This window comes from Arcticibacterium sp. GJ41-1 (assembly GCF_055808875.1).
In genome coordinates, this window is the sequence record NZ_CM147888.1 from 141087 (window position 1) to 166213 (window position 25127).

The 25127-nt window shown below is 37.8% G+C and carries 21 protein-coding genes; 1 reads left to right on the forward strand and 20 read right to left on the reverse strand.

Translation table 11 applies throughout. The features are described 5' to 3' along the window. Positions 1-129: 129 nt before the first annotated feature. The 6 genes from AC0L6O_RS00590 to argC form a co-directional block, all read right to left on the reverse strand. Positions 130-1245, reverse strand: coding sequence for a bifunctional 2-methylcitrate synthase/citrate synthase (locus tag AC0L6O_RS00590; protein ID WP_473305528.1), 1116 nt, complete (start codon positions 1243-1245; stop codon positions 130-132). An 87-nt stretch (positions 1246-1332) separates the two neighbouring features. Next, a complete protein-coding gene (gene prpB, locus AC0L6O_RS00595) occupies positions 1333-2229 on the reverse strand; it encodes a methylisocitrate lyase (RefSeq protein WP_473305529.1) in 897 nt (298 codons plus the stop codon). Then, positions 2226-3734, reverse strand: a complete 1509-nt coding sequence (locus AC0L6O_RS00600; RefSeq protein ID WP_473305530.1) for an MmgE/PrpD family protein — start codon at positions 3732-3734, stop codon at positions 2226-2228. Before AC0L6O_RS00600 ends, prpB begins: the two co-directional genes overlap by 4 nt. 124 nt (positions 3735-3858) lie before the next feature. Next, positions 3859-5526, reverse strand: a complete 1668-nt coding sequence (locus AC0L6O_RS00605; RefSeq protein WP_473305531.1) for a carboxylesterase/lipase family protein — start codon at positions 5524-5526, stop codon at positions 3859-3861. 173 nt (positions 5527-5699) lie between these two features. After that, entirely contained in the window at positions 5700-6827 is a 1128-nt protein-coding gene (locus AC0L6O_RS00610) for an aspartate aminotransferase family protein (RefSeq protein ID WP_473305532.1), read from the reverse strand. A 25-nt stretch (positions 6828-6852) separates the two neighbouring features. Next, the gene (gene argC / locus AC0L6O_RS00615) at positions 6853-7821 is read right to left on the reverse strand and encodes an N-acetyl-gamma-glutamyl-phosphate reductase (RefSeq protein WP_473305533.1); all 969 of its coding nucleotides are present in this window, start codon (positions 7819-7821) and stop codon (positions 6853-6855) included. A 221-nt stretch (positions 7822-8042) separates the two neighbouring features. Between argC and lgt the strand changes: the two genes are divergently transcribed. Next, positions 8043-8873, forward strand: coding sequence for a prolipoprotein diacylglyceryl transferase (lgt, locus tag AC0L6O_RS00620; protein WP_473305534.1), 831 nt, complete (start codon positions 8043-8045; stop codon positions 8871-8873). A gap of 75 nt (positions 8874-8948) precedes the next feature. Here the strand turns inward: lgt and AC0L6O_RS00625 are convergent, their stop codons facing one another. The 14 genes from AC0L6O_RS00625 to AC0L6O_RS00690 form a co-directional block, all read right to left on the reverse strand. Next, positions 8949-10286 (reverse strand): NAD(P)/FAD-dependent oxidoreductase, encoded by a 1338-nt coding sequence (locus AC0L6O_RS00625; protein ID WP_473305535.1) that lies wholly within the window; start codon positions 10284-10286, stop codon positions 8949-8951. A gap of 2 nt (positions 10287-10288) precedes the next feature. Further along, entirely contained in the window at positions 10289-11401 is a 1113-nt protein-coding gene (locus AC0L6O_RS00630) for an aromatic ring-hydroxylating oxygenase subunit alpha (RefSeq protein WP_473305536.1), read from the reverse strand. Between the two features lie 40 nt (positions 11402-11441). Beyond that, positions 11442-12425, reverse strand: a complete 984-nt coding sequence (locus AC0L6O_RS00635; RefSeq protein WP_473305537.1) for a glycosyltransferase family 2 protein — start codon at positions 12423-12425, stop codon at positions 11442-11444. Between the two features lie 6 nt (positions 12426-12431). Then, the gene (locus AC0L6O_RS00640) at positions 12432-13064 is read right to left on the reverse strand and encodes a PglD-related sugar-binding protein (RefSeq protein ID WP_473305538.1); all 633 of its coding nucleotides are present in this window, start codon (positions 13062-13064) and stop codon (positions 12432-12434) included. A gap of 10 nt (positions 13065-13074) precedes the next feature. Further along, positions 13075-14049 (reverse strand): 3-oxoacyl-ACP synthase III family protein, encoded by a 975-nt coding sequence (locus AC0L6O_RS00645; protein WP_473305539.1) that lies wholly within the window; start codon positions 14047-14049, stop codon positions 13075-13077. A 5-nt stretch (positions 14050-14054) separates the two neighbouring features. Next, on the reverse strand, positions 14055-15107 hold the full coding sequence (locus AC0L6O_RS00650; RefSeq protein ID WP_473305541.1) for a 3-oxoacyl-ACP synthase III family protein: 1053 nt from the start codon (positions 15105-15107) through the stop codon (positions 14055-14057). A 6-nt stretch (positions 15108-15113) separates the two neighbouring features. Further along, entirely contained in the window at positions 15114-15344 is a 231-nt protein-coding gene (locus AC0L6O_RS00655; protein ID WP_473305543.1) for an acyl carrier protein, read from the reverse strand. A gap of 82 nt (positions 15345-15426) precedes the next feature. Then, complete coding sequence (locus AC0L6O_RS00660) at positions 15427-17430, reverse strand: glycosyltransferase family 39 protein (RefSeq protein WP_473305544.1); 2004 nt, start codon at positions 17428-17430, stop codon at positions 15427-15429. Between the two features lie 9 nt (positions 17431-17439). After that, a complete protein-coding gene (locus tag AC0L6O_RS00665) occupies positions 17440-18717 on the reverse strand; it encodes a DUF349 domain-containing protein (RefSeq protein ID WP_473305546.1) in 1278 nt (425 codons plus the stop codon). Between the two features lie 139 nt (positions 18718-18856). Then, on the reverse strand, positions 18857-20425 hold the full coding sequence (locus AC0L6O_RS00670; protein WP_473305547.1) for an alanine/glycine:cation symporter family protein: 1569 nt from the start codon (positions 20423-20425) through the stop codon (positions 18857-18859). 105 nt (positions 20426-20530) lie between these two features. Beyond that, positions 20531-21982: an amino acid permease gene (locus AC0L6O_RS00675; RefSeq protein WP_473305548.1), complete on the reverse strand. Its 1452-nt coding sequence runs from the start codon at positions 21980-21982 to the stop codon at positions 20531-20533. Between the two features lie 116 nt (positions 21983-22098). Then, positions 22099-23121, reverse strand: a complete 1023-nt coding sequence (locus AC0L6O_RS00680) for a PorP/SprF family type IX secretion system membrane protein (protein ID WP_473305549.1) — start codon at positions 23119-23121, stop codon at positions 22099-22101. Between the two features lie 170 nt (positions 23122-23291). Continuing rightward, the gene (gene gmd / locus AC0L6O_RS00685) at positions 23292-24389 is read right to left on the reverse strand and encodes a GDP-mannose 4,6-dehydratase (RefSeq protein WP_473305551.1); all 1098 of its coding nucleotides are present in this window, start codon (positions 24387-24389) and stop codon (positions 23292-23294) included. Between the two features lie 6 nt (positions 24390-24395). Then, complete coding sequence (locus tag AC0L6O_RS00690) at positions 24396-24932, reverse strand: SPOR domain-containing protein (RefSeq protein ID WP_473305552.1); 537 nt, start codon at positions 24930-24932, stop codon at positions 24396-24398. Positions 24933-25127 lie beyond the last annotated feature (195 nt).

Consider the following 25127-nt stretch of genomic DNA (forward strand, 5'->3'; position numbering starts at 1 on the left):
ATTACTAGTTTATGGTAAGAGCCGCAATATGCTCTAGAGGGCTTAATTGTTTCTTAATAAAACATGAATAAAAAGACAAAACTCCCTTTTTAGGGGAGTTTTATTAGAAAAATATATCTTTCCGTTCATTTAGCTAATGGTTCGCTGAGCTATTCCGTTATAAGCACTAAGTGGCCGTATTAATTTATTACTCGCGTTTTGCTCCATAATATGGGCAGCCCAACCCGCTATTCGGCTCATAACGAAAATGGGTGTAAACATTTCTATCTCAAAACCCATCATGTAATAAGCAGGCCCTGCAGGAAAATCAAGATTAGGGTAAATGCCCTTTTCTCTTACCATGACCTCCTCCAGCTTCGCAGATGTTTCCATCAAAGCCTGATTATTGGTAAATTCTGCTGTTTTTAAAGCATACTTTTTCATGGTCGGAACACGGCTATCGCCATTTCTATACACTCTATGCCCAAAGCCCATGATTTTCTTTTTGTTTGTCAATGCATTTAACATCCAAGCCTCTGCATTTTCTTTGGAACCCACCTCTTTAAGCATGTGCATTACTTGCTCATTAGCTCCACCGTGTAATGGCCCTTTCAAAGCACCAATGGCACCCGTAACCGACGAATATATATCAGAAGTAGTACTGGTAATTACCCTAGCGGTAAAAGTGGAAGCATTAAAACTATGCTCTGCATACAAAATCAGTGAAACATCGAAAGCTTTTATTACTTCTGGAGCTGGCACTTCACCAAAACACATGTAAAAGAAATTTTCAGAAAAACTTAGCTTATTATCAGCAGGAATGAAATCCTGCCCTATTTGGTGCCTATATGACGCCGCAATAATTGCAGGGATTTTAGCCAATAGAGAAATATATTTATCCATATTGGTTTCTCTAGAGCTATCCCAAATTCGAGTATCTTCACAGCCTAAAACACTCACACCTGTACGTAAAGTATCCATAGGGTGAGACGATTTTGGTAAGTTTTGAAGAATACTCAGTAGCTCTTTTGACAGCGTTCTTTGAGATTTTTCTTTGTCAATGAAAGCCGCTCTTTCTTTAGCGTTTGGCAAATCATTATTTACCAACAAATAAGCCACGTCTTCAAATGATTTTTTCTCACAGAGTTCTTCTACCGCATAACCGCGGTAGGTTAAAGAATTGGTTTCAGGCATGACCTTGGAAATACTGGTATAGTCCACAGTTACGCCTGCTAAACCTTTAAATATTATAGGTTCTTCTTTCATTTTTATAGGGTTTGTTGATGATGGTTAAAAAGTGGAGAACCTCACCCTAGCCCTCTCCAGAAGAGAGGGTTGGGGTGAGGTCAAGCCTTACTCCAACTTAAAATTATATATCTGACTATCAAAAGCATTATAGTCTTCGTACTTCAAGACCTCGTAGAGTCTTTTTCTCGTTTGCATTTTGTCCAATAATTCTTCCTGTGTTCCTTTCTCTTTTATGGTATCCAAACCATCTTCCACGGCTTTCATAGCTAGCCTTTGCGTGGTAACTGGATAAATCACCATATTGACACCCAAATTAGAAAGCTGGGTAATGTTCAAAAGCTTTGACTTACCAAACTCCGTCATATTTGCCAAAATTGGTACAGAAACCGCTCTTCTAACAGCTTCAAAGTCGGCCTCAGAATACATGGCTTCAGGAAAAATCATATCTGCACCTGCATCTACATAAGCTTTCATTCGGTCAATAGTCTTTTCCAAACCTTCTGAAGCTCTGGCATCCGTTCTTGCCATTATCATAAAATTGGGGTCAGACTTTGCTTTAGCAGCTGTTTGAATCTTTTGCACCATTTCATTGACGGGAACTATGGTCTTATTATCCAAATGACCGCATCGCTTAGGATTAACCTGGTCTTCCATGTGGCAGGCTGATAAACCGGCATGCTCTATTTCTTGAATACAACGTGCTACGTTCATACTTTCGCCAAATCCGGTGTCTATGTCCATTAAGGTTGGCAAGGCCGTTATTCTCGCTATTTGCGAAGCAAATTGACAAACCTCCGTCATGGTGGTAAAACCAATATCAGGCAAACCCATAGAATTTGCCATCACAGCACCAGAAACATAAACGCCTTCAAAGCCTTTTTGCTCAATAAGCATAGCCACCATAGGATTATAAGCTCCAGGAAAGCGTAGTAATTTTCCAGAATTAAGAGCCTTTACAAAATTCTCTCTTTTGACGTAAGGACTAATTTGATTCGTTATCATCCGAAAATTCCTTTAGTTTTTGACTCTATAACGTAACCGTTCGGAGCTAGTACATTCAATTGTAAAACCTCCTCAGCACTTAATTTTGACAGGTTTTCTGCCAAAGCAATAAACCTATCACGCTCAGCTTTGTCAATAATGCTTTCGGTAAGCATGTCAAACTTCTTAATGTAATTTTCTCTCACAAACGGAATAGCCCCTGCAGGGTGAGCATTGGCTCTTTCTAATTCATCAGAAATAACTTCGCCATTATTCATGGTTATTATAACTCTGCCACCAAAAGCCTTTTTCTCTGGGTCTTTATCATGATAAAGCTTTGTCCATTTTTCTTTTTCAATGGTTTCTACCTTATGCCAAAGCTTCACCGTTTCCGCTCGACTAGCCCGCTCTCTGGCATAAGATTTTTCATGATGCCAGAAACCATCTTCTAAAGCCACCGTAAAAATATACATGATGCTATGGTCTAAGGTTTCTCTAGAGCTATTCGGGTCCATCTTTTGAGGGTCGTTTGCTCCAGTACCTATCACATAATGGGTATGATGAGAAGTCTCTATTAGGATATTTTTTATCTGAGAAAAATCACCGACCTTTTCACGCATTCTAAAAGCCAAATCAATTAAGGCTTGCGATTGATACTCCGCCGAATGCTCTTTGGTATATGTTTCCAGAATCGCTCGTTTCTCCTCCCCTTTCTCTGGTAAAGGCACTGTATAATTAGCTTCTGGACCATCTAAAATCCATGCAATCACAGAATCTTCCCCTTCATAAATGGGTGATGGACTTCCTTCGCCTCGCATAGCTCTGTCTACCGCTTCAATCGCCAATTTGGCTCCATGAGCAGGTACATAAGCTTTCCAGCTAGAAATCTCTCCTTTACGCGATTGGCGTGTACTTATACTCACATGCAAAGCTTGCTGAATAGCTTGATAAGTAGTTTCGGTATCTAAGCCTAAAAGGGCACAAACGCCGGCCGCCTGAGCTGGGCAAAGGTGAGCTACATGGTCAATCTTGTGCTCATGAAGACATATTCCTTTTACAAGGTTTACATGCACTTCATAAGACGCCACTATACCCCTTAAAAGGGCTTCGCCGCTTAAACCTAATTGCTGTGCTACCGCCAAAACAGCAGGTATGCTATCTCCAGGATGGGAATAGTCTGCCGCCAAATAAGTATCATGATAATCTAATTCCCTTACTGCTACACCGTTTGCCCATGCAGCCCACTCCGCATGTACTTTAATGTCACTTGGCAAACCAAAGACTGAAGCACCATTGTCCGCTCTTCTGTGAGCTAAGGCTTGAGCTCTAGCGTTTATAATGGGCTCTCTGTTTAAAGAAGCTACCGCTACCGATGCATTATCAATAATTCGATTGATAACCATGGCTTCTACCTCCTTACTTATGGGTACATTATCCGTAACTAAAGCTGCTAGTTTCCACGCGAGTTGGTCTTCTTTTTTTAGACCATATTTAGAGGGATATACTTTTACCTCGTGGTTTTTCATATTAATCGTTTCTGTTTGTTCTTTGAAGTTTAGCAATTTAAGACTGAATTGTCCTATTTTCTAAATTAACAAAGCAAAACCTCTGATTAATATTTTGTGCGAAGCTATAAGAGACCTTTTAGTTTTAAGCCAAAGAAGCTCTGGACTTCTTATCTGGATTGTTTTTGACCTGGCAAACATCATTTAAAACCATTGTTTCCCCATTTTCAATGGAATATCTTGGCCAAATAGGCAAACCTGAACCATTCGGGTTGCCAGTTTTCATAAAATATATCAAAGAATCTGACATCTTTTCACTTAAAGACCTTGGCCTTGAACCACCTCCTGTATGCGTGTACATAAGGTCTGTATTATCAAACCAAAAACAAATATCTAAACAATGGAAAGCCTTTAATCTGCCATTAAAGTGAGGCGGCTGCCAGCCAAACCAAGCTAAGTATACAGGAGCATTTTGATTCACCTTTGCATTAGCCGTTTTAATGACAGCGGTTCTAGAGCTCAATATCATTGCATAAATTTCAATAGGCGTAGCTTTCGGGAAATCATCTCTAAAAGCTTGTAAAATCCCAGCCGACTTTTCGCCAAACTTTTCTTTCAATTCTATCAAAACCCCATTAAAGTCAATACTTTCTAAACTAGGATTGCTTTTACTCGGCGACCACTCATGAAATGTGGTACTAATCATCATTGGAATATCAGAAGAAAGGCCTTCTGGCTCAGAAAAGAATTCTCCTAAAGGAATATCAATACCATTTTCAACAGGGACAAAACCGCTTCTTCTACCTTCTGTAGGTGTTACCTCTTCCCTAAACTTTTCAGCAGCAAGCTCGCTCAAGTTTAGGAATTCTTGCCACGGCATTTCCTGAAGGTTTTCAATGCTTTTGCCTCCCTCTTTAAAAACATAGGCTCCAAGTTTTTCAGAATCTGACTTTTTCTGAGCATAAACACTCGACCCACTCAATGGAACTGCCTTATGAAAAAGTCCTTGTGCGGCAGGCATAGCCATTAAGGTACAAACTTTAGCCCCTCCTCCAGATTGACCCATGATAGTCACGTTATCAGGGTCTCCACCAAAGTTTTCTATATTATCCTTTACCCACTCTAGAGCAAAAACAATGTCCAACATGCCCACATTTCCTGAAGAAATGAATTTAGAACCTCCTACATCCGCCAAATTGGTAAAACCCATAGGTCCTAGTCTGTGGTTTAAAGAGCAAAAAACCATATCGCCTTTTCGGCTTAAGTTTTCTCCATGATAGCCATCTTGTTCTATAGCGTTACCATTCCTAAATCCACCGCCGTGCAACCAAACAAGCACTGGTCGTTTTACCTTATCATTTACCTCAGGAGACCAAATATTTAATTTGAGACAATCTTCACTTAGTTCATCGTAATTCCAATGGTCAACAAAAGTTGCTCCTGGATTGCTGTACCTACCTTCCATTTGTTGCGGAGCCGAATTTCCCCACCACCAAACTGGCTTAATATCTGTCCATGGCTCTGGTTTTTGAGGTGGCATAAAACGGTTTTTACCTGAAGTATTTGCCCCATAAGGAATTCCAAGAAAAGTGTTTATTCCACGAAGTTTGAATCCTTGAACATCTCCATTTGTAGTTTTAACCACAGCTATTCCATCTCCCATTTGAAGAATAGGTTCATCGCCAGTTGAAGCTTCACAAGCAACCGTATGTGGCTTATTACAAGAAGCTAAAGAAAGACCCGAAGCTGCCACCCCTAAAGTAGCGGCACCCGTGGCTGCATGCTTAAAAAACTTACGTCTGTTAGATTTCATTTCGAGTAGAACATTTTTTACCGAACGAAATCTACAAAAAGGTTTCACCTAGATTTTCATGCTAATGCTTGAAATTCAAGCAAAACAAGACAAAAGTGCTAAGAGAAAAGACCTAAGCACTTTCGAGTCGATAAAAATTAATTTTAAATGGATAAAAAAACTGCCCTAAAACCTTATAGGTAACTCTTCAAAGCAATAATAAACTTATCCAATTCTTCCTTTTTCACAGCTAAACTTGGCAGTAATCTTAGGGTATTTGCACCCGAAGCACCCACAAAAATATGGTTCTCAAAAATCAATTTCTCTCTTATTTCCTTGATGGGTCCGTCTAGTTCTATACCTATCATTAAGCCTTTTCCTCTAAGCTCTTTTATTTTACCTGCTTCCACCAAAGGTTTTAAACTTTCTAGCACATAGGCTCCAAGAGTTTTAGCATTTTCTAATAAATTCTCAGATTTCATAACATCCAAAACAGCAATAGCCGCAGCACAGGCTAAATGGTTGCCACCAAAAGTGGTTCCTAAAAGACCATACTGTGCTTCAAATTTTGGTGAAATAAGAATCCCTCCTACTGGAAAGCCATTTCCCATACCCTTAGCCATAGAAATAATATCAGGCTTGACAGCGGTATCTTGAAAACTAAAGAAGTTTCCAGACCTTCCATAACCACACTGTACACTGTCATGAATATAAACAGCTCCGTGCTCATCACAAGCATCTCTGATGGCTTTTTGAAATTCCTCCGTAGCTACATTTACTCCACCAACACCCTGAATTCCTTCCATGATAACGGCACAGGTTTCTCCATTAATAGCTGCTTTTACCGCACCTACATCATTAAATGGGAGAATAGTTACGTGGTCAGCAAAGTTAATGGTAGCTTGAATCTTAGGATTATCGGTAGCCGCAACTGCAGCAGACGTTCTTCCGTGAAAACCTTTTGAAAAAGCTATAATATTTTTTCTGCCATTATGAAAGGAGGCTAGCTTAAGAGCGTTCTCATTTGCCTCTGCACCTGAATTAGCTAGAAAAAGACTATACTCAGGTAAGCCTGAAAATTCGCCTAGCTTTGATGCCAACTCTTCTTGCAAAGGCATTTTTACTGAATTGGAATAGAAACCAAGTTTGCCAACTTGCTCCTGAATGGCTTTAACATACTGTGGATGCGAATGCCCTATTGAAATAACCGCATGACCACCGTATAAGTCTAAATACTCTACTCCTTTATCGTCCCAAAGTTTTGACCCTTCCGCTTTTACTGGCGTGATGTCATATACTGGGTAAACATTGAATGTTTTCATTTTTTGAATCGCTTAAAATAATTTACTAGAATCCGACAGGTTTTAGATGAAGCCCAGTGGTTTCCTCTAATCCAAAAATTAAGTTCATGTTTTGCACCGCTTGTCCCGATGCTCCTTTTGTCAAATTATCAATAATACTAGTCACTAGTAATTTGTCTTCATGCTTTTGCAACTGAAGAATACACTTATTGGTATTGACCACCATTTTCAAATCAATGGTACCTTCTGAAATATGTACAAATGGGGCGTCTTTGTAAAATGAAGTAAACAAGGCTGTAGCTTCTTCCAAAGTTCCGTCAAAGCTCGTGTAAACATTTGCCATTATTCCACGTGTGAAATTTCCGCGATATGGAATGAAGTTAATAGCCGTATCAAAACTAGATTGAAGTGACTTTAAGCTTTGTGTAATCTCTTTTAAATGTTGGTGTGTAAAGGCTTTGTACACAGAAATATTGCTATTTCTCCAACTAAAATGACCTGTAGCACTTGGTGATTGACCTGCTCCTGTTGAACCTGTAACCGCACTGACATGAATGTCATTTTGTAAAACGCCTGCTTTAGCCAATGGCAAAACAGCCAACTGAATAGATGTGGCAAAACAACCTGGATTTGCAATTTTATGACTGGCTGCTATTTTCTCCTTTTGAAGCTCTGGCAAACCATAGCTAAAGCCTTCGCTTCCATCACGAAAATCTGTACTTAGGTCAATTATTTTGACCGTAATCGGCACATCGTTTTCTTTCAAAAACTTTTCTGATTGACCGTGGCCAGAACATAGAAAAATAACATCTACCGCTTCAAAATTCTTATCGTTAGAAAAGCGTATTTCCGTTTCCCCGAAAAGGTCTTTATGCGTATCAGAGGCTAATTTACCTACTTGGCTTACAGAATTAATAAAAACGATTTCGACATTGGGGTGATTAATAAGGATTCTTAGAAGTTCTCCTCCAGTATAACCCGCCCCACCAATGATACCTACTTTGATGGCTTGCATGAGAAAATTTTAAGTTCAAAAAAATAAAAATGAAGTATACCGTATCTTTTAAATTAGACACGGCGAATTCGTCGACCTGCGGCGAAGATTGTAGATGAAGTAATATGTAATTGACTTTTATCTGTCATTGCGATTCAAAATTCTATAAAGCAGTTAAGAATCACAAGAATTTTGTTCAATTTGTTAATAAAGGGCTAATTTTACATCAATAAAATGTCAATATGTTACTAGCTGAAATCATTTGGGACATCAACCCCACTATTGTTAAAATCGGAGAATTTGAGCTTCGATGGTACGGACTTATGTTTGCCGGAGGCTTCCTTTTGGGATACCAGGTGATTACCAAAATATTCAAAGAAGAAGGCAAACCAGAGAAAGACCTAGATGCTTTACTACTTACCATGATTTTAGCGACGGTTCTTGGAGCTAGAATTGGTCATTATGTATTTTACGAATGGCAGCACTTTGGCGAAGACCCGCTAAAATTTATGGCAGACATGCTGATTCCTCCTTATGCTGGCTTGGCTAGTCATGGAGCAGGATTCGGTATCGTATTCGCTTTATGGTTCTATTCTAGGAAACGAGCAGACCAATCTTTTTTATGGATACTAGACCGTGTAGCGGTGACAGTAGCTCTTGTTGGCTTTTTTATTCGTTTTGGAAACTTGATGAACTCTGAGATAGTAGGGAAACCTACCGATGTGCCATGGGCTTTTAATTTTTTAAGAAACTTTGAGTTTGCTCAGGTTCCAAGACACCCATCGCAGCTTTATGAGGCCCTTTCTTGCTTAGTACTGTTTGTAATTATGTACAGCCTTTGGAATAAATACAAAGCTAATTTACCAGACGGTTTGCTTTCAGGAATCTTCTTCGTTTGGATTTTTGTTTTAAGATTCTTTTATGAGTTCTTAAAGGAAAACCAAGAAGCTTTTGAAGAAGGGATGTCATTAAACATGGGGCAAATATTAAGTATTCCAATGGTGCTGTTTGGAATATTCTTGCTCATACGAGCTAATAATAATGCTAAAAAGAAATTAAACGGCGTGTCTTAAAAGAAACACCATCATGTTATAAAAGAAAAGGATTCTCTTGCGAGAATCCTTTTTTAATGCCAAATCAAATAACTTCTAAAATCCTATCTTCCCAGATAAAGAAGCACCATAAGATACGTCTGAAGTATCAATACCCATTACTTTACAAGCTTCTGCCGCTACACGAATAGAGTTATTAGTACTTCTTTCGTCTGGATAAATATGCGTCATGTTTGCCACATATAATCCTTCAATGTCCGTTTTGCAAGCAGGTACTTTTTCAGAGAAATTTAAATCACATACCGTTGCCGCGGTATTTGTTTTGAACACGAATACGTTTTTAATCCAATCTTCAGAAAAGGCAGGATTAATTTTCTTTAATGGCGGTATCATCACTTTCTTAATCTCCTCTTCGTTCATATTGGCCAAATCTTCACTCATGGCAAAATATCTAGAAAGGTAAACTACATGAGAGCCATTATACTCCTCTTTTGGAATCATGTTGGTATGTTCTATAATTCCACCAAATGGGAAACCATCATCTGCCACATTCATCCAATAAATATCACTTAGCGACTTCTTGAGCTCTAATATGGTACAGACTGCCCCGAAATACTCAATACTCTTACCACCAAAATCTACAGGCAGACCTTTTACTTTGTCAAAGAAAATTGATGGAATAGTTACTAAATACTTACCTCCGCTAATTTCTAAGGACTTCGTTTTAATTCCTTTTATTTGATTACCCTCTACCACAAGCTCTTTTACAGGCTCGTTTGTGATAATCTCCACGCCTAGCTTTTCTAGCTCCGCCTTCATAGTATCCAGAAGTGTTTTCCAGCTTCCGTTAATGTAGGCCAATCGCTCATCTCCACCTTTTCTTGAATTCAGTCTTTGAGCCAGTCGGCCAATCATCCACGTTAATGGCACCTTGTCTGCATAGGGTCCAAACTTAATATCCAGCATTGGTTTCCAAAGTGCATCCGTCATTCCTTTACCCGCCCACTTATAAAACCACTCCAATGTTGATACATTTTCGCTCTTGGTAGGGTTTGCCACCTTTCCTAGGTAAAGTGTGGTTAAACCCCACCTAAACTTGTCAAAAAGGTTAGCAGGTTTGAACTTTAATAAGTCCATAATTCCATTAAAACCATAGAGCTTCCCATTTCTAAAAACCCCCATGGAGGTATTATAATAACCGGTTTGGTCAGAGATATTAAGTTCTTTCAATAACCAATGAAGCTCAGCATCTTGTGTGAAAAAATGATGATAATAGTGTTCTAATTGATTTCCACCTATTTCAAAAGTGTTTAGCAAACCACCTATCTTATCGCTTCCTTCCACTATTTGAACCTTCTGACCCTTTTTTGCCGCCAAATAGGCTGCCGTAAGACCAGTCATTCCTCCCCCTATAATCGTAAGTTTCTCTGCCACTTTTATTTATTAATTAGATTCATATATGTTTTTTGAAACTCCCAAATTCTAATTTCTGAGGAGTTGAGAACCCCTTTTACAGACTTTGTTTGTTCCATGCCAATCTGAACGTTTTCACAAATCTCTCTATCCTCGGCCAGCGTAGTTCTCGTAAACTCTATGGATGAGAACTTAACCACTTCAGATATTGCTTCCGATAAAAGCTCTCCTTCTCCTAGGTTAGTTTCATAGAGTTCATATGCAAAAACAGATTCATCCGGCGAAACAGATTGTATACTTCCTATATAAACCGTGATACCAAATAAAGAACCTATAGAAAGGTTAGGAAATATTAACTGATGAAAAAAGCCATCTGGCTTAAATGGTCTATTTGCTAATAGTTTATGAAACTTCGCTCTTTTCTTATCCTCTTTATGGCTATCTGCCAAGTGCAATGTCATATTGGTATGATGACCCTGCACCTCAAAATCAACTTCTGATTTTAAATTGAAACCTTGTTTGAAAAATGTGGTTGGGTGCACATTACTGATATGATAACCTTCTAGGGTATTTTCTACTACGGTCTTCCAGTTAGCCTTATTTGGTATTTGATGGTATTCCACTTTTCTACCAATCATTTGACTAATCTCTTTTAATTTCTCAGCACTTTCACCCAGTAATTCCTCAAGAGGAACGCTAGAATTTGAAACATTAACAAATACAAATTTCCCACAAATGCCAACATTGAACTCAGGCAAGCAAAGAGTTTGTAGCGATTCCTTGTCAAGACCCTTAAACTCTTTTTTCAATGGAATACCGAATGGAATCCCATCTTGATTATAAGACCAACCGTGGTAAGGGCAGGTTAAAGATCCATTTCCAGCCCTTTCTGTCTTTATTTTATTGAACCTGTGAGTGCAAACATTATGAAAGGCCTTAATTACTCCTTTAATGTTTTGAATCACCACCGATTTCCCTCCTATATCCGTGGTAATGAAATCGTTCTTTTCCGCTAAAGAGCTTGTTAGACCTATATAATACCAAGACTCTTGAAAAATCTTCTGGTTTTCCTCCTCAAATGCACTCTTTTCATAATACTTTTCATTCGGAATGATGGCTGAAAGAAACTGAGACATCTAGATTTTGTTTTTTTTTCAAAGATATGCTAAAGATTTATTACTCAGAAGGGATAAGACCAAATGCCTTCTTTACCCTTCTGACAACATTCATCACAAAGGGTGGAATCAAATGGTCTCTGATCACCAATTTGACATTGGGAATATTCGGAAAGGTAAGCTGTATGTATTTAAAGGCAATAGGAAAATTTTTAAAATACCTATCCCTATACTGCGTTGAATTTAGCAGCATAAAATAGTACCTGGCTATATTTCTTTTAACCCTATCATTGTACTTAAAGCCTGTTTCCTCATTCAATTTATTATACATAAAAATCCGATTCCACAGGAAATACTTGTCCTCATGACTATCTGTATGGCTATAGCTGGCTAAATTCTTTCTGTAAACCGCCATTACATCTGGCAAGTATTTAATTTTCCCGAACCTTGCCGCTAAAATAATAATTGGAATATCCCCACTTTTAGATTTAACAAGCCAGTCTGGCGTTTTACCATATGCCGACGAGCGAATCATCAAACTAGCAGTAGCCATAAACCATATCTCATCCTCACCTATCATATCGTCAAGTGTGAAAACATCCTTTTCAATGTTCTCATTGACATAATAAGATGGCTCATTCTTATCAAAGAAATCTACTCTTGTATTATGAAAGCAAATAGCAAAATCATCGTTTTGCTCTAGAAAGTCTACCTGCTTTTGAAGTTTTTTATTATCAATCCAGAAGTCATCCCCCTCACAAAGAGCCATGTATTTGCCTTGCACCATGTCCAAAGCCTTCTTTGAGTTGGTAGTAACACCCATGTTTGGGTTATTATTATAATACCGGACTCTATACGCTTTCGGATGCGATTTAAGAATCTCCTGAACTACTTTGTCTGTATTGTCTTTAGAGCCGTCATTGCCAACAATAACTTCATACTCAAAACTCGTTTCTTGATTTAATATAGAAATTAGAGACTCTTCAATAAACAACTCATGATTGTAAGTTATCATCACGACACTTACCATAGGATTCGCAACCATATTTACTTACATTTTTCTGGCTGGACTGCCAAAAACGGACTCACCGGGTTTAACATTTTTTATTACTAAAGAACCAGCTCCTACCATAGCCCCTTTCCCTACTGTTTTCTTAGGAACGACCTTTGCTGCCGTTTGCAACATCACCTCTTCCTCTAAAACAGTAAAACCTGTAATAGTACTATAAGAACTCATATGAGACCACTGACCCACCCTTGCATCATGGCCCAAACAGGAAAAATGTTGAATAGAAACAAAATCTGATAGCGTCACATCAACAGAAACAAATACAAAAGAAAATATTAGAACACCTTTAAGGTGACTTATGTCTGAGCGAACGTTGGCTTCCAAATCAACTAAATTAATGAAGGTTCCACCTTTCTCTAAAATCAGTTGAGCATAGTGTTTTTTAGGTTGAACAGTACCTAAGGCACAAACAAAAACGTCGTCCTTTTGAATTTCATAAGCCTCTACATCACCTAAAATAGGAGGATAACCCTTATACGGGTCTAATGCATCTGACTTATCATCAAGAAAACCCTTGATTTTATATTCGCCGTCTTTATATGCTTGGGTGTTTTTCGCCAAATCAAAAACTTCTCTTCCGAAGCCTCTGGCACCAATAATAATAAGATTTTTCATTCAATGTTGTTTATACGACAGAAAGCATGGTTCCGCCCCACGAGTATCCAACGCCAAAACCAGCTAAAATAACTTTATCGCCGCTTTTAAAAGTTTGAAGATGCTCTTTTAGTACAATAGGTAAAGTAGAAGACACTGTGTTTCCACAGTTTTCCATGTGCATCAAGAAATTATCCTTTTCAATACCTATCTTCTTCCTAAGATGGTTTAGCATGAAAGAATTAGCCTGATGGAACACAAACCAATCTATTTTTGAAATATCTTCTACGTTATTCTTCTTCAATGTTTCATCAATAAGCCCAGGCACGGCGGCAATAGTAAAATTAAACACACCCGAACCGTTCATATACAAGTAGTCTTCCGATGAATCATCTCCTACCTTGGCAGACTTCATTCCGCCATTTTTGACAATCAAATCATCATAACCACTGCCATCCGTTCCTACCTCAAACGCTCCTATTTCCGCAAAACCATCTGTACTAATTAAACTTGCAGAGGCCGCATCACCAAAAATGGTTCTATTCCCTTTGTCTGATTTTTGAATGTGCTTAGAGTAAGCTTCAGACGTAATTAATAAAATGTTTTTTGCCACATTAGCGGCGATTAGGCCTTTGGCTAAAGCCAAACCGTAAACATAACCTGAACAGCCTTGATTATAATCTAAAGCACCCGCAGTTTTGGGAATACCTAATCTATCTTGGACTATGCATGCTGTAGTTGGCAAAAAGTAATCAGGGCTTTGTGTACAAAGCAATACAAAGTCAATTTCAGATGGTTCTATACTGTTCTCTTGAAAAAGCTTCTGAGCGGCTGAAACTGCCATGTCAGAAGTATACTCATCTTTAGCCGCGATATGCCTTTCGTTTATACCTACCTTTTTAGCTACTTTTTCTACAGTCCACTCTGGAAACTCTTTGACCAACTCTTCATTAGTCAAAATGGTTTCTGGCAAATAATAAGATATTGCTTTTATAAAGGCTGCCATAGTAATTAATTCAAATATCCAATCTCTGGAATCACCAAATTCTCTGTTTCAAAGTAGACTGACGCCCATGATAGACCAACTCCAAAAGCACAGGCAATGTTTTTCTGAGAAGCCTTATTTAAAGCCTCTCGTCTTTCACTAACCAAAGTTAATGGAATAGTGGCCGAACTGGTATTGCCAAACTTCCTTAAAGAATAAGGCACCCTTGCTTCGTCTATTTTTAGCTTTTTACGAATCTTTTCATTCATAAAAAGATTTGCTTGGTGAAATATAAAATTGTCCACCGCATCCATGTCAATTTCAAAAAATGAGACCAAGTCTTTTACACTGCTAGGCCCCTTACTTATACCAAACGAAAAAACATCCATTCCGTCCAACACCAAATCGGTATCTGTTCTGGATATTCCCTCACTAATCTCTTTTTGAATTAAAGAATCCGCATTAAAAGGGTTTCTAAAGCCTCCGTCTTTGATAATAATAGCATCTTTTCCTGAGCCATCTGTACCGAAACTAAATTTCATTTCGGCCGCATCTTTGTTAAACTCTAAAGCGGTAGCAGAACCCGCATCACCAAATAACGGATAAGTGCTTCTATCACTTGGAGAACAAGTTCGTGAAATCGTATCTCCAACTAACAATAATCCTTTTTTAAAAAGACCACCCTGCATTAATGCAGCAATATTGCTTAAGCCCAAAACATAACCACTACAACCCATCGAAATATCAATAGCATAACAGCCTTGAGACAAGCCAAGTCTTTCTTGAAGCAATGTTCCGGTAGCTGGAAGTATATAGTCTGGTGTTTGACTAACAAATATTAAACAATCTACCTCTTCAGGATACCAGTTTAATTCCGTTAAAAGCCTCTTTGCCGCATCTTCGCATAAATCTGAAGCACAAATACTCTCTGAAGCCACATGTCTTATTTGAATACCTGTATTTTTCAAAACCTTTTCGGCATCAGTAACCAAGGGGTCCGTTAGATTGTCTTTCCTCAAGGCAGGAACCGTTGCGGCCATACCTCGAATACTTACATTAGGTATATTTAAATGTGACATTTCGTATTATTTTTTTGAAGCCACTACATCCATCAAATCTTTAATAGTGGTAGAGTTTCTGATATCATCTCCACTTACTTTAACGCCGTACTCCTCATCTACCATAGCAATAATCATTAGTGCTACCATAGAATCCCATTCTTCAAGTTGTCTAAATTCCGTTTCAGGTTTAAATTCTGAAACTTCTGTTTCATCAAATTGCTCTGCAAAAAGTTGAATAAATTCTTCTATATCCATCCGGTCTAGTTCCTTTTCTATGTATAAATTATCGCCACAAAGTTAGCGAAAAAGACAGTAATAATTATGATGTAGCTCAGCCTTACAGCTTTCTCAAATAAAACGTACTTTCTATTACTGGTGTATCTGGCCCCTTGTCACCTTCGTTAAGTCTGATATCACCCTCTTTAAAAGGAATTACGCCTTCGGAATAGAACAAATACTCTGCCTCATTTGGAATAGGCTTTACAGGTGCTCTAAATGGGTGAATAGGAATCAATGTTCTTTTAAAGTTTGGTCCCCACAAAGGATAAACATAATCTTCGTGCTCTTGCTGTGTACCTAAAGCCACTACCGCATCCTCTGGAACTAACTTTTCAAATTCGTAGTATGCCTCTGTACTTTCAGGACGAGTTTGTGTTAATTGTGCGATTCTATCTTGTTCAAAAATGTTTCTTTCTCCTACTAGAGGATAAAGTCCGCGATGAGAAAGCGTAAAAAAACCTGAAACCACAATTATCAATGAACAAAATACCAAATAGTATTTTCCTTTTTTAACCTCAAAAAACCACGCCAGTAAAGGAATAAACCAAACCACCATGTTCATAAAGTACCTTCCTTTGATAGGGTCATAAGGTGCCGAAAAACAAAGCGACAAAAAGTGCAATGTTCCAGCAACGATAAACACAAGAGAAAGCTGAACCTTTTCGGAAGCCCTATTCTTCCACGCCCGAATTAAAACAAAGAATAATGCTGGCAAGACCAATAAAAAGCTAATGATACCCCAAAAAGGCCTTTCCTTATAAAAATGCATGGTTTCATTGCCCATCATTTCAAAAGGATAAACTACCCAAAAGACACCTCGTTCTAAACCAAACTTATCAAAAAACTTATTAGGGAAATATCTGAAAGTGTCGTTAACTTTTGAACCAAATTCCGTATTTCTAATTCCATCTAATTGTAAAAAATCAGACGAATACCTCAGCACATTAAACTGAAAGTTCTTCAATTTCTCTACCCCAGAATAGCCCTCTATTCCGTGCCACTTCATAACCTCCGCAGGAGCCGAAAGAGCTCCTAAACTAAACTTGCCTACCTCTTTGACATTTCCAATATAGCCATTCGGTAGTACATAAAATGCCAGTCCTAAAAGTAGCAAAAGCACCGTTTTAACAATCTTCTTTCTTACCTCACCACTTTTCCAAATCATGAAAAGAACCAAAATAGCCACAGGAGGACCTATCAAAAGAAAAGTAACCTTGTGCGAAACCCAAATTGAAGAAGACAACACGAATAGACCAACATTCTCCCAAGAAGCTTTTTTGTAAACCTTCAGCAAAAATAAAACGACCAAACCTAAGTAGGCAGATTGAACGATATCGGTCTCTGTAGTAACAGCCTGAATCAATGCAGAAGGCAGTAAAGCCGAAATTAATCCAACAAAAATGGCCGCTTTCTTATTTGAGAATATCTCCTGAGTGATACTATAACTCGTAATCACAAAAACCCAGTATGACAGAAAATGAATTAACTTGAATCCTTTTTCTCCAAAAATATGAAAACCTAATATTTGAAGAGAGGGTAAAGAGTTAGGATAAAAATCAATAGACCAGGTGGTCCCACTTAGCCTATCCATATTTCCATTTTGAATATAATAGGCACACTTAACTAAATGCCCCGTCATGCTATCCCACTCATTTGGATAAGTGGCAAAAAGGACATAAACATTAATCAGGGTACAAACGAAAACGCCAGCACCTAGAACGCCAAAGATTAGCTTTTCGACTAACTTGAGCTCAGACCAAATTTGCTTTTTATCGGCAATAGATTGCCTAAATAACTTTCTAAACCTTACCACTTCCGTACTTGTAAAACGAAGCATTAGAAAATATAAAGCTCCAGTTATCAAAGAAAGGCTAATTGACCAAGTTAATGCACTTCCCGTTTGTCCAAAGAAAGACATTACATAACCTAAAGGAATGCTTATACCTACAAGGCCCAAAAAAGTAAGAAGAAGATAAGAGCTTACACTTTTAGCTAAAGCTGCACCAATTTTGTGCAACAAGAAAAAGAATAATGCAAAGAATACAAGACTCACTATTACCATTTGAACGCATTAAGCACCCGCACTACGACGTAACTCCTCCAAGATTATTTCCTTCATAAGAAGTTTTCTCTTTTGAGTTTTGAGGTTATTAAACATCATTCTGTCCATATCTCCGCTACCACTTCCGCCTACATTAGAAGTCTCTTCTAACTGCTGCAGGTCGTGACGTGCTCTACGAACGATATTCTCCATCTCACGATACTTCGTATGGTTCTTTTGATCGTCATCTAAGAAATTAAAAGTAGGGTGTTTTCTACCTACTACTTTCATCAAATAACTTAACTCAAATATTTTATCACAAGCAGCTCTAAAACGTTCAGCTACATTTCTATCAGCTACATGAGAAGGTACTCTAATATTTTTCCACTCATTAAGAAGCACCTTAGCTTTAACCGTAGAATCAAATATGGCATCATTTTCAGCGGCAGCTAACCTTTCGGCCTCTTTCATCATTCTTATTTGAGCCTCTACTCTTGGGTCTACTCTTCTTTGAATCTGAATTCCTTTTGCCTTGCAGTATTTCTCGTAGAATCCTGTGTTCGATTTCTTAAAATTCCTATAAAGGAACTTCATCATTTTGGCTGGAAGCTCTCCTACTTCTTTCCATTCACGCTGCATGCGTTTCATGTCTTCAAAAGCATCTTCCCAATCTCTCCTTCTATGAAGGTCATAAGAAGTCTCTATTAAAGCTTCATACTTAGCCTTACGCTCGTCAATGATTCTATTTTGCTCATCAAAGAATGTTTTTCTTCTTTGATAAAAAGAGTCTAAAAGAGATTTGAATTCCTCTTCTTTTTCGTCGTTAAGTTTTTTCTCCACTGGCCCTGTTCTAATCCAACGAGTCCTAATATCTTGAAGTTGATCAGAAACCGGCCCCCAGTCATCACTATCAGCAATGGCTCTTGTCTCAGTCAATAACTCTTCCTTAACCTTTAAATTATTTTTCTGATTTAGCTCAATTAGGCCATTAAGATAGGCCTCTTTTATATCTAACCTTGATAGTAAAGGAATGAAATTCCCTATACCATCAAAACTCTCTAATCTCTTTCTAAGTTGAAGTAGTTTAGTAAGATAAGACCCCTTATTCGCAGCCTCATCAATTTCCTTTTCAAGCTGCTTTACCTTCTTTACCGCTATGTCATAACGATTGATAAAGTACTGAAAAGCTTCTTCTTCTGTTCTTTTAACTTCTCCAATTTGTCTTTCGGGCAATTCTAAATACCCTTTTAAAAATACCTTACTGTCTTTGATGTAAGCGTATTCATTTTCTAAAGTAGCACCTTCCATTTTTTATTGTATTTGTATCAGGCTAAAGGTTGTAGGTTTATAAACCGTAAAACTCGGGGTTTTTACTTACAATCCAAAATACCATTAGTTTAATTCGAAATAAAGGCCATCTAAAACAAGAGGTCCTATTTTCTATTATTTATTTAAAGAATTTTTTTACGTCAATTGCGTCTAAGTATCTATTAAGTTCCTCTCTAACCTTAGGAAAAAGGAAGAACAAACCGAACATATTTGGGAATACCAATGCCAAAATCATAGCATCCGAAAAACCCCAAACAGCAGACATGTTAGCGGCAGCACCAATAACAATAAAGATCAAAAACATAACTTTATAAGACAAGTCGGCCAATTTACTCTTTCCAAAAAGGTACATCCAAGCTTGTAAACCATAGTAAGACCACGAAATCATGGTAGAAATAGCAAACAACACTATTGCTAATGTTAAAACATACGGAAACCATGGTATAGCGGACTCAAAAGCCATAGATGTCAATACCGCTCCTTCTACCTCCACACCATCAATCAATACTGTAGAACCACCATATTCAAAAATTCCAGTGCTATTATAAATAATAATTACGAGAGCTGTCATGGTACAGATAACTACAGTATCAATAAATGGCTCTAAAAGTGCCACAAGACCTTCCGATGCAGGATACTTAGTATTAACTGCTGAGTGAGCAATAGATGCCGAACCAGCACCAGCTTCATTAGAGAAAGCGGCTCTTTGAAAACCAACCATCATAACACCAAAGAAACCACCCCATCCTGCTTCCATAGTAAAAGCACTAGAAAATATCTCTCCAAATGCATAACCTATCAAATCATAGTTAGAGAAGATAATAAAAAGGCAAGCCACAACATATATTCCGGCCATGAAAGGAACAATCTTTTCAGTTACTGAGGCAATTCTCTTAATTCCTCCAATAATGACAATTCCGACCAAAACAGCAATACAAACACCAATGATAGTTCCTGAATTCCCCCCAGTGATTCCCATAAGCGAAGCTAACTGAGAAGCCGCTTGATTAGACTGAGCTGCATTACCTCCTCCAAAAGAAGCTCCAACGCATAAGATAGCAAAAATTACGGCTAAAGCTTTTCCAAGACCAGATTTACCAATCTCTGCAAAACCTTTTTTCAGATAATACATCGGACCACCATAGACTGTTCCGTCCTCACCAATATCCCTATACTTAACACCTAAAGTACACTCTACAAATTTTGTAGACATTCCTAAAACGCCACAAACTATCATCCAAAAAGTAGCTCCTGGCCCTCCTAAGCCTACTGCTAAAGCAACCCCAGCGATATTCCCTAAACCAACTGTTCCTGAAACGGCTGTAGCTAAAGCTTGAAAATGACTTACTTCCCCTTGCTGTCCTTCAGTTCTTATTGTGTCTACAATATCACCATCTACTATATTGAGGTTTTTCGTTGTTACAGGCTCTTCGCCTTGCTCTATATGGTCATATTTACCTCTTACAATATTAATCGCCAAAGGAAAACGTCGGATATTAATAACTGAAAAATAGATTGTAAAAACTAAAGCTCCTCCCACCAAAAGCACCAAAATAAATGGAACGTCGAAAACTCTAAAGAGAACAATATTTCCCCAAGCTTCAGCAATGGGTGTAAACCAGTCGTTAATTATTTCGTCAATTCCTTTTTCAGGGTCTAAAAAGGCCAAGAAGTTTAATAGCATCATTATTATATTGGGTTATAGCTTGTTTATAAAAGGTTCTAGCTCGCAAGATAAACGAATTAGTAACACATATTAAGAAATATCGATATCAAATTACTTATTTCAGCCTTAGTCCTTATTGATTTTACTGTTTTTGCGTCCATACACAAAATATATAAGTAAGCCCAGACCTAACCAAGCTGCCAGCCTATACCAAGCTTCAATAGGCAAAGAGGTCATAAGGTATACACAAACAAGTATTCCAAGTATTGGAACAAGAGGAACTAACGGCGTTTTAAAAGCTCTTTTTAGTTCAGGGCTTTTTACCCTTAAAACCCAAACCCCCGCACAAACAAGGCTAAAAGCAAAAAGGGTACCTATACTCACCATATGCCCCAAATCACTTACTGGAACAAAACCAGCAAAAAGACAAACAAAAACCATGAAGAATAAATTAGTTTTCCATGGAGAATGAAATTTCTTATGAATACTTCCAAAGAACTTAGGCAATAATCCGTCAGTACTCATAGAATAAAACACCCTACTCTGCCCCAAGAGCATCACCAACATAACAGAAGTGTAACCTGCCAGAATAGCTATGATTAATCCATTTTGAAGAAAATCATACCCCGTTTTTGCAAAGGCTGTAGCAGCTGGTTTTGCATCATTCGCAAATTCAGTATAGTTAACCAAGCCCGTCATAACATGAGAAAACAACACGTATAATATGGTGCAAATAACTAAAGAACCCAAAATACCAATAGGCATCCCTTTTTGAGGATTTTTTGCTTCCTGAGCTGCAGTAGAAACTGCATCAAAGCCAATAAAAGCAAAAAACACAACGGCGGCGGCGGTCGCAATTCCAGTCCAACCAAATTCACTTCTAACCCCAGTGTTCTCAGGAATATAGGGCACATAATTTTGAGGATCGATGTGTCCCCAGCCAAGCGTTATGAAAAGAATAACCACCGCAATCTTTAAAACTACCAGAATATTATTCAGCTTGGCCGACTCATGAGTTCCGCGGATTAATAAAAGTGATAAAAAAACCACGATTAAAACTGCTGGAAGATTGATATAACCTCCATTTACAATAGTTCCGTCGGCTAGTTCAAGAACCTCATAAGGAGAACAAACCAAATTCACTGGCAAGTGAATTCCCCAAGAACTTAATAGCTCTAAAAGATACCTTGACCAAGATACGGCCACCGTAGCTGCACCAAGTGCATACTCTAAAACCAAATCCCAACCAATAATCCAAGCTACAAACTCACCCATGGTAGCATAGGAATATGTATATGCACTTCCTGCTACAGGTATCATAGATGCAAACTCTGCATAACAAAGACCAGCAAAAGCACAACCTACAGCTGCTAAAACAAATGAAATGGTTACAGCGGGGCCCGCATGATTGGCTGCAGCAATACCAGTTAACGAGAATAAACCTGCACCAATAATTGCCCCTACTCCTAGAGCAACCAAACTGGTGGAACTGAGTGTTCTTTTTAGCTCATTTTCATCTCCCGATGCAGACTGAACCAGTTTGTCTATGGATTTTTTTGCCCAGAGATTTGAAGCCATATAAAATTCTTATTTAATAATTATTTTAGAAAGTTGTTCAACGCAATATAAACGAAAAAAAGAGGCTTGAAAAACTCAAGCCTCCATTTAATTACCATTACGTCTCGTCGTACCTCCTAGAACTTGGGGCACGACAATGACTTTTTTCTCCTTCGAGCACTCGGACTTCGTTTTGACTCGTAGGGGTCAAATTGATATGCAATTGATATTTCATGCGAACCTCCAGAAGATGCACCTAAACCACTTATAGTTAAATCATAACTATAACCAAACGAAAAATTATCAAATCTAAAACCAGCTAATGCTACTATGGCATCGTGATTCAAGGCGTCGGTATCGTTTTTCTTTACAGGTATCCCTCTGTACCATAAACCAAAAGTTAATGGACTGTAGGTTACATAAGCTCCTAAGTCTAATTGATTAAACTTTCCTTGTTGCTTAAACAGAAATGTTGGAATCAAAACAAACTCTTTATTACTTGAAGTTGATAAATCAGCCAATGGAATATTTAAGCCTCCATTAACCATTATTTTCCTAGCCAGAAAATCATTAGATGCAGTAAAAGCGATGTCTGGCTGAGTAAGGTGATGTACTGATACTCCTAAATATGCCTTTGGATTATAGTATAAAACACCTGCACTAAAATCAGCAAAATGCACAGTGCTACCTGTATTAGCTAATGGGTCTCCCGAAGGGTCTCCTGTATAACCATTATTATCAAACTGATCTGGAAAAGTTAATCCATTGGAATCAAAACTTCTGTTTGAGCTGGTAGCCTGAACACCCATTCTTAAGAAATGGTCATCTATCAAATTTAATTGATAAGAATAAAATCCAGATATCTCAGTATTCTTTAACCTGCTAGCTCCTTGCTGATCACTCACCAACATTAAACCAACACCACTGTTAAATTTGTCAATATAATGATCAACAGATACTGCTGATGTCGTATAATTGGCCGCTAATGAAGGCCATTGGTTTCTAAAGTTAAATATAGCCCTAGGTGCATAGCCACTTCCTGTAAATGCAGGATTATGGTACATGGGAGCCGCGTAAAATTGAGAAAATTGAGGATCTTGTGAAAATGCCTTATTTCCTAAACAACTTAGAAACAATAGTATGTAAATGCTTTTTTTCATTTAATCACTTCTGTGTTAAAGATACATTGACCTATTCTACAATTTTCATTCCAATTATATCTTTGGTCAAAATGAACCTTTTACTTCGGCATAGTTAAATGATATATTTCTTCAAAAAGAAGACATAAACCACAAACAAGCTAATTTACAACGAATTAAACGATCGTAAATTATAAAGGCTTACCGGCCTTGTTAAGACTAGATTGATTTGTAAACAAATTCACATCAGCCTCAACCATTTCTTTTACCATCATTGGCAAGTCATATTTAGGCTTCCAACCAAGCTTGGTTTTTGATTTTGTAGGGTCACCTATTAAAAGCTCTACTTCTGTAGGTCTATAGTATTTCGGGTCTACCGCCACCACTGTTTGACCAATTGGTATTTGAAACTTGGGATTAGAGCAAGCAGCTACTATCGCTACCTCTTTTTCTTCACTACCCTTAAACTCCAACGTGATCCCAACTTCGTTAAAAGACATTCTAACAAAATCTCTAACCGTAGTGGTAATACCTGTAGCAATCACAAAATCCTCTGCTTTATCTTGTTGAAGGATAAGCCACATGGCTTCAATATAATCCTTTGCATGGCCCCAATCCCTTTTAGCGTCCATATTCCCTAAATACAAACACTCTTTTGTTCCAAGGGCTATTTGAGCAGTGGCTCTAGTTATTTTTCTTGTAACAAAAGTTTCTCCTCTTAGTGGAGACTCATGATTAAAAAGAATACCATTACAGGCGTACATATTATAAGCCTCTCTGTAGTTAACCGTAATCCAGTAGGCATACATCTTAGCCACAGCATATGGTGAGCGAGGGTAAAAAGGCGTTGTTTCTTTTTGAGGAACCTCCTGTACAAGACCATACAGTTCTGAAGTCGAGGCCTGATAGATTCTAGTCTTTTCTGTCAACCCTAAAATCCTAACTGCTTCTAAAATCCTCAAAGTACCTATACCGTCCACATTAGCCGTATACTCTGGCGAATCAAAACTAACCTGCACATGAGACATGGCTCCTAGGTTATAAATTTCATCTGGCTGAACATCTTGAATAATTCGAATAATGTTAGTAGAATCACTTAAATCTCCATAATGGAGTATAAACCTTACATCAGCTTCGTGAAGATCTTTATAGATATGATCTATTCTATCCGTATTAAAAAGAGATGCTCTTCTTTTTATGCCATGAACTTCATACCCCTTTTCTAATAAAAACTCAGCTAAGTAGGCTCCGTCTTGACCAGTAACCCCAGTAATAAGTGCTTTTTTCAAAATACTCTAATTTATTTTTAAACTTCTTTGAACATCCACATTGTCCATTACAACCTTTGCTGAAGAAAATCTACTAACTATAGACGAATAGTACCTATCAGCATCCATTTTCTTTAAAAAATCACCAACCTTAATTCTATAAGTAGGCTGACTATAAGACTCGTAAATTTCTAATTCAGGAAAGTGCTGAAGAATGTATGACTTTGCCTGCTCAAAACCTCCTCTGCTATTCCCTGAATAAACTTGTAGCCTATACCCAGGCAATTCCGAAATAGATGAATTATGTCTTGAAATTTCAGATAATACACCATCAATTTTCACATTCTCACTTTTCAGCTCTTCGGGAACATAAGCTCTAGTATCCAATTCCTCTTCAACAACCTCTTTAACGCTCTCATTGAAATCACTTTTTGGACGAACTCCGCTCAATGACTCTTCATAATTAGAAACCTCACTGGAGCTCCCACTGTTTTTGGAAGTAATGTTTCTTGCACAAGAAAAGAGCAAGGAACTGAAAAGAAAAAAAAATAGGAAGTGTCTCATATATTCGAATTAAATCCCAAAGACTTTATCATTTTTGAATTTACAAAATTATGTGATTTATTGAACATTTTATCGAAATGAGGAAAAATGACCTTCCGTAAAATAAATAAAGGCCATAAAAAACAGCATTTCAATCAACAAAAAAACAACACTGTGAATTCAATTCCATAACTTAGTAAAAACTCATTAAAAAAA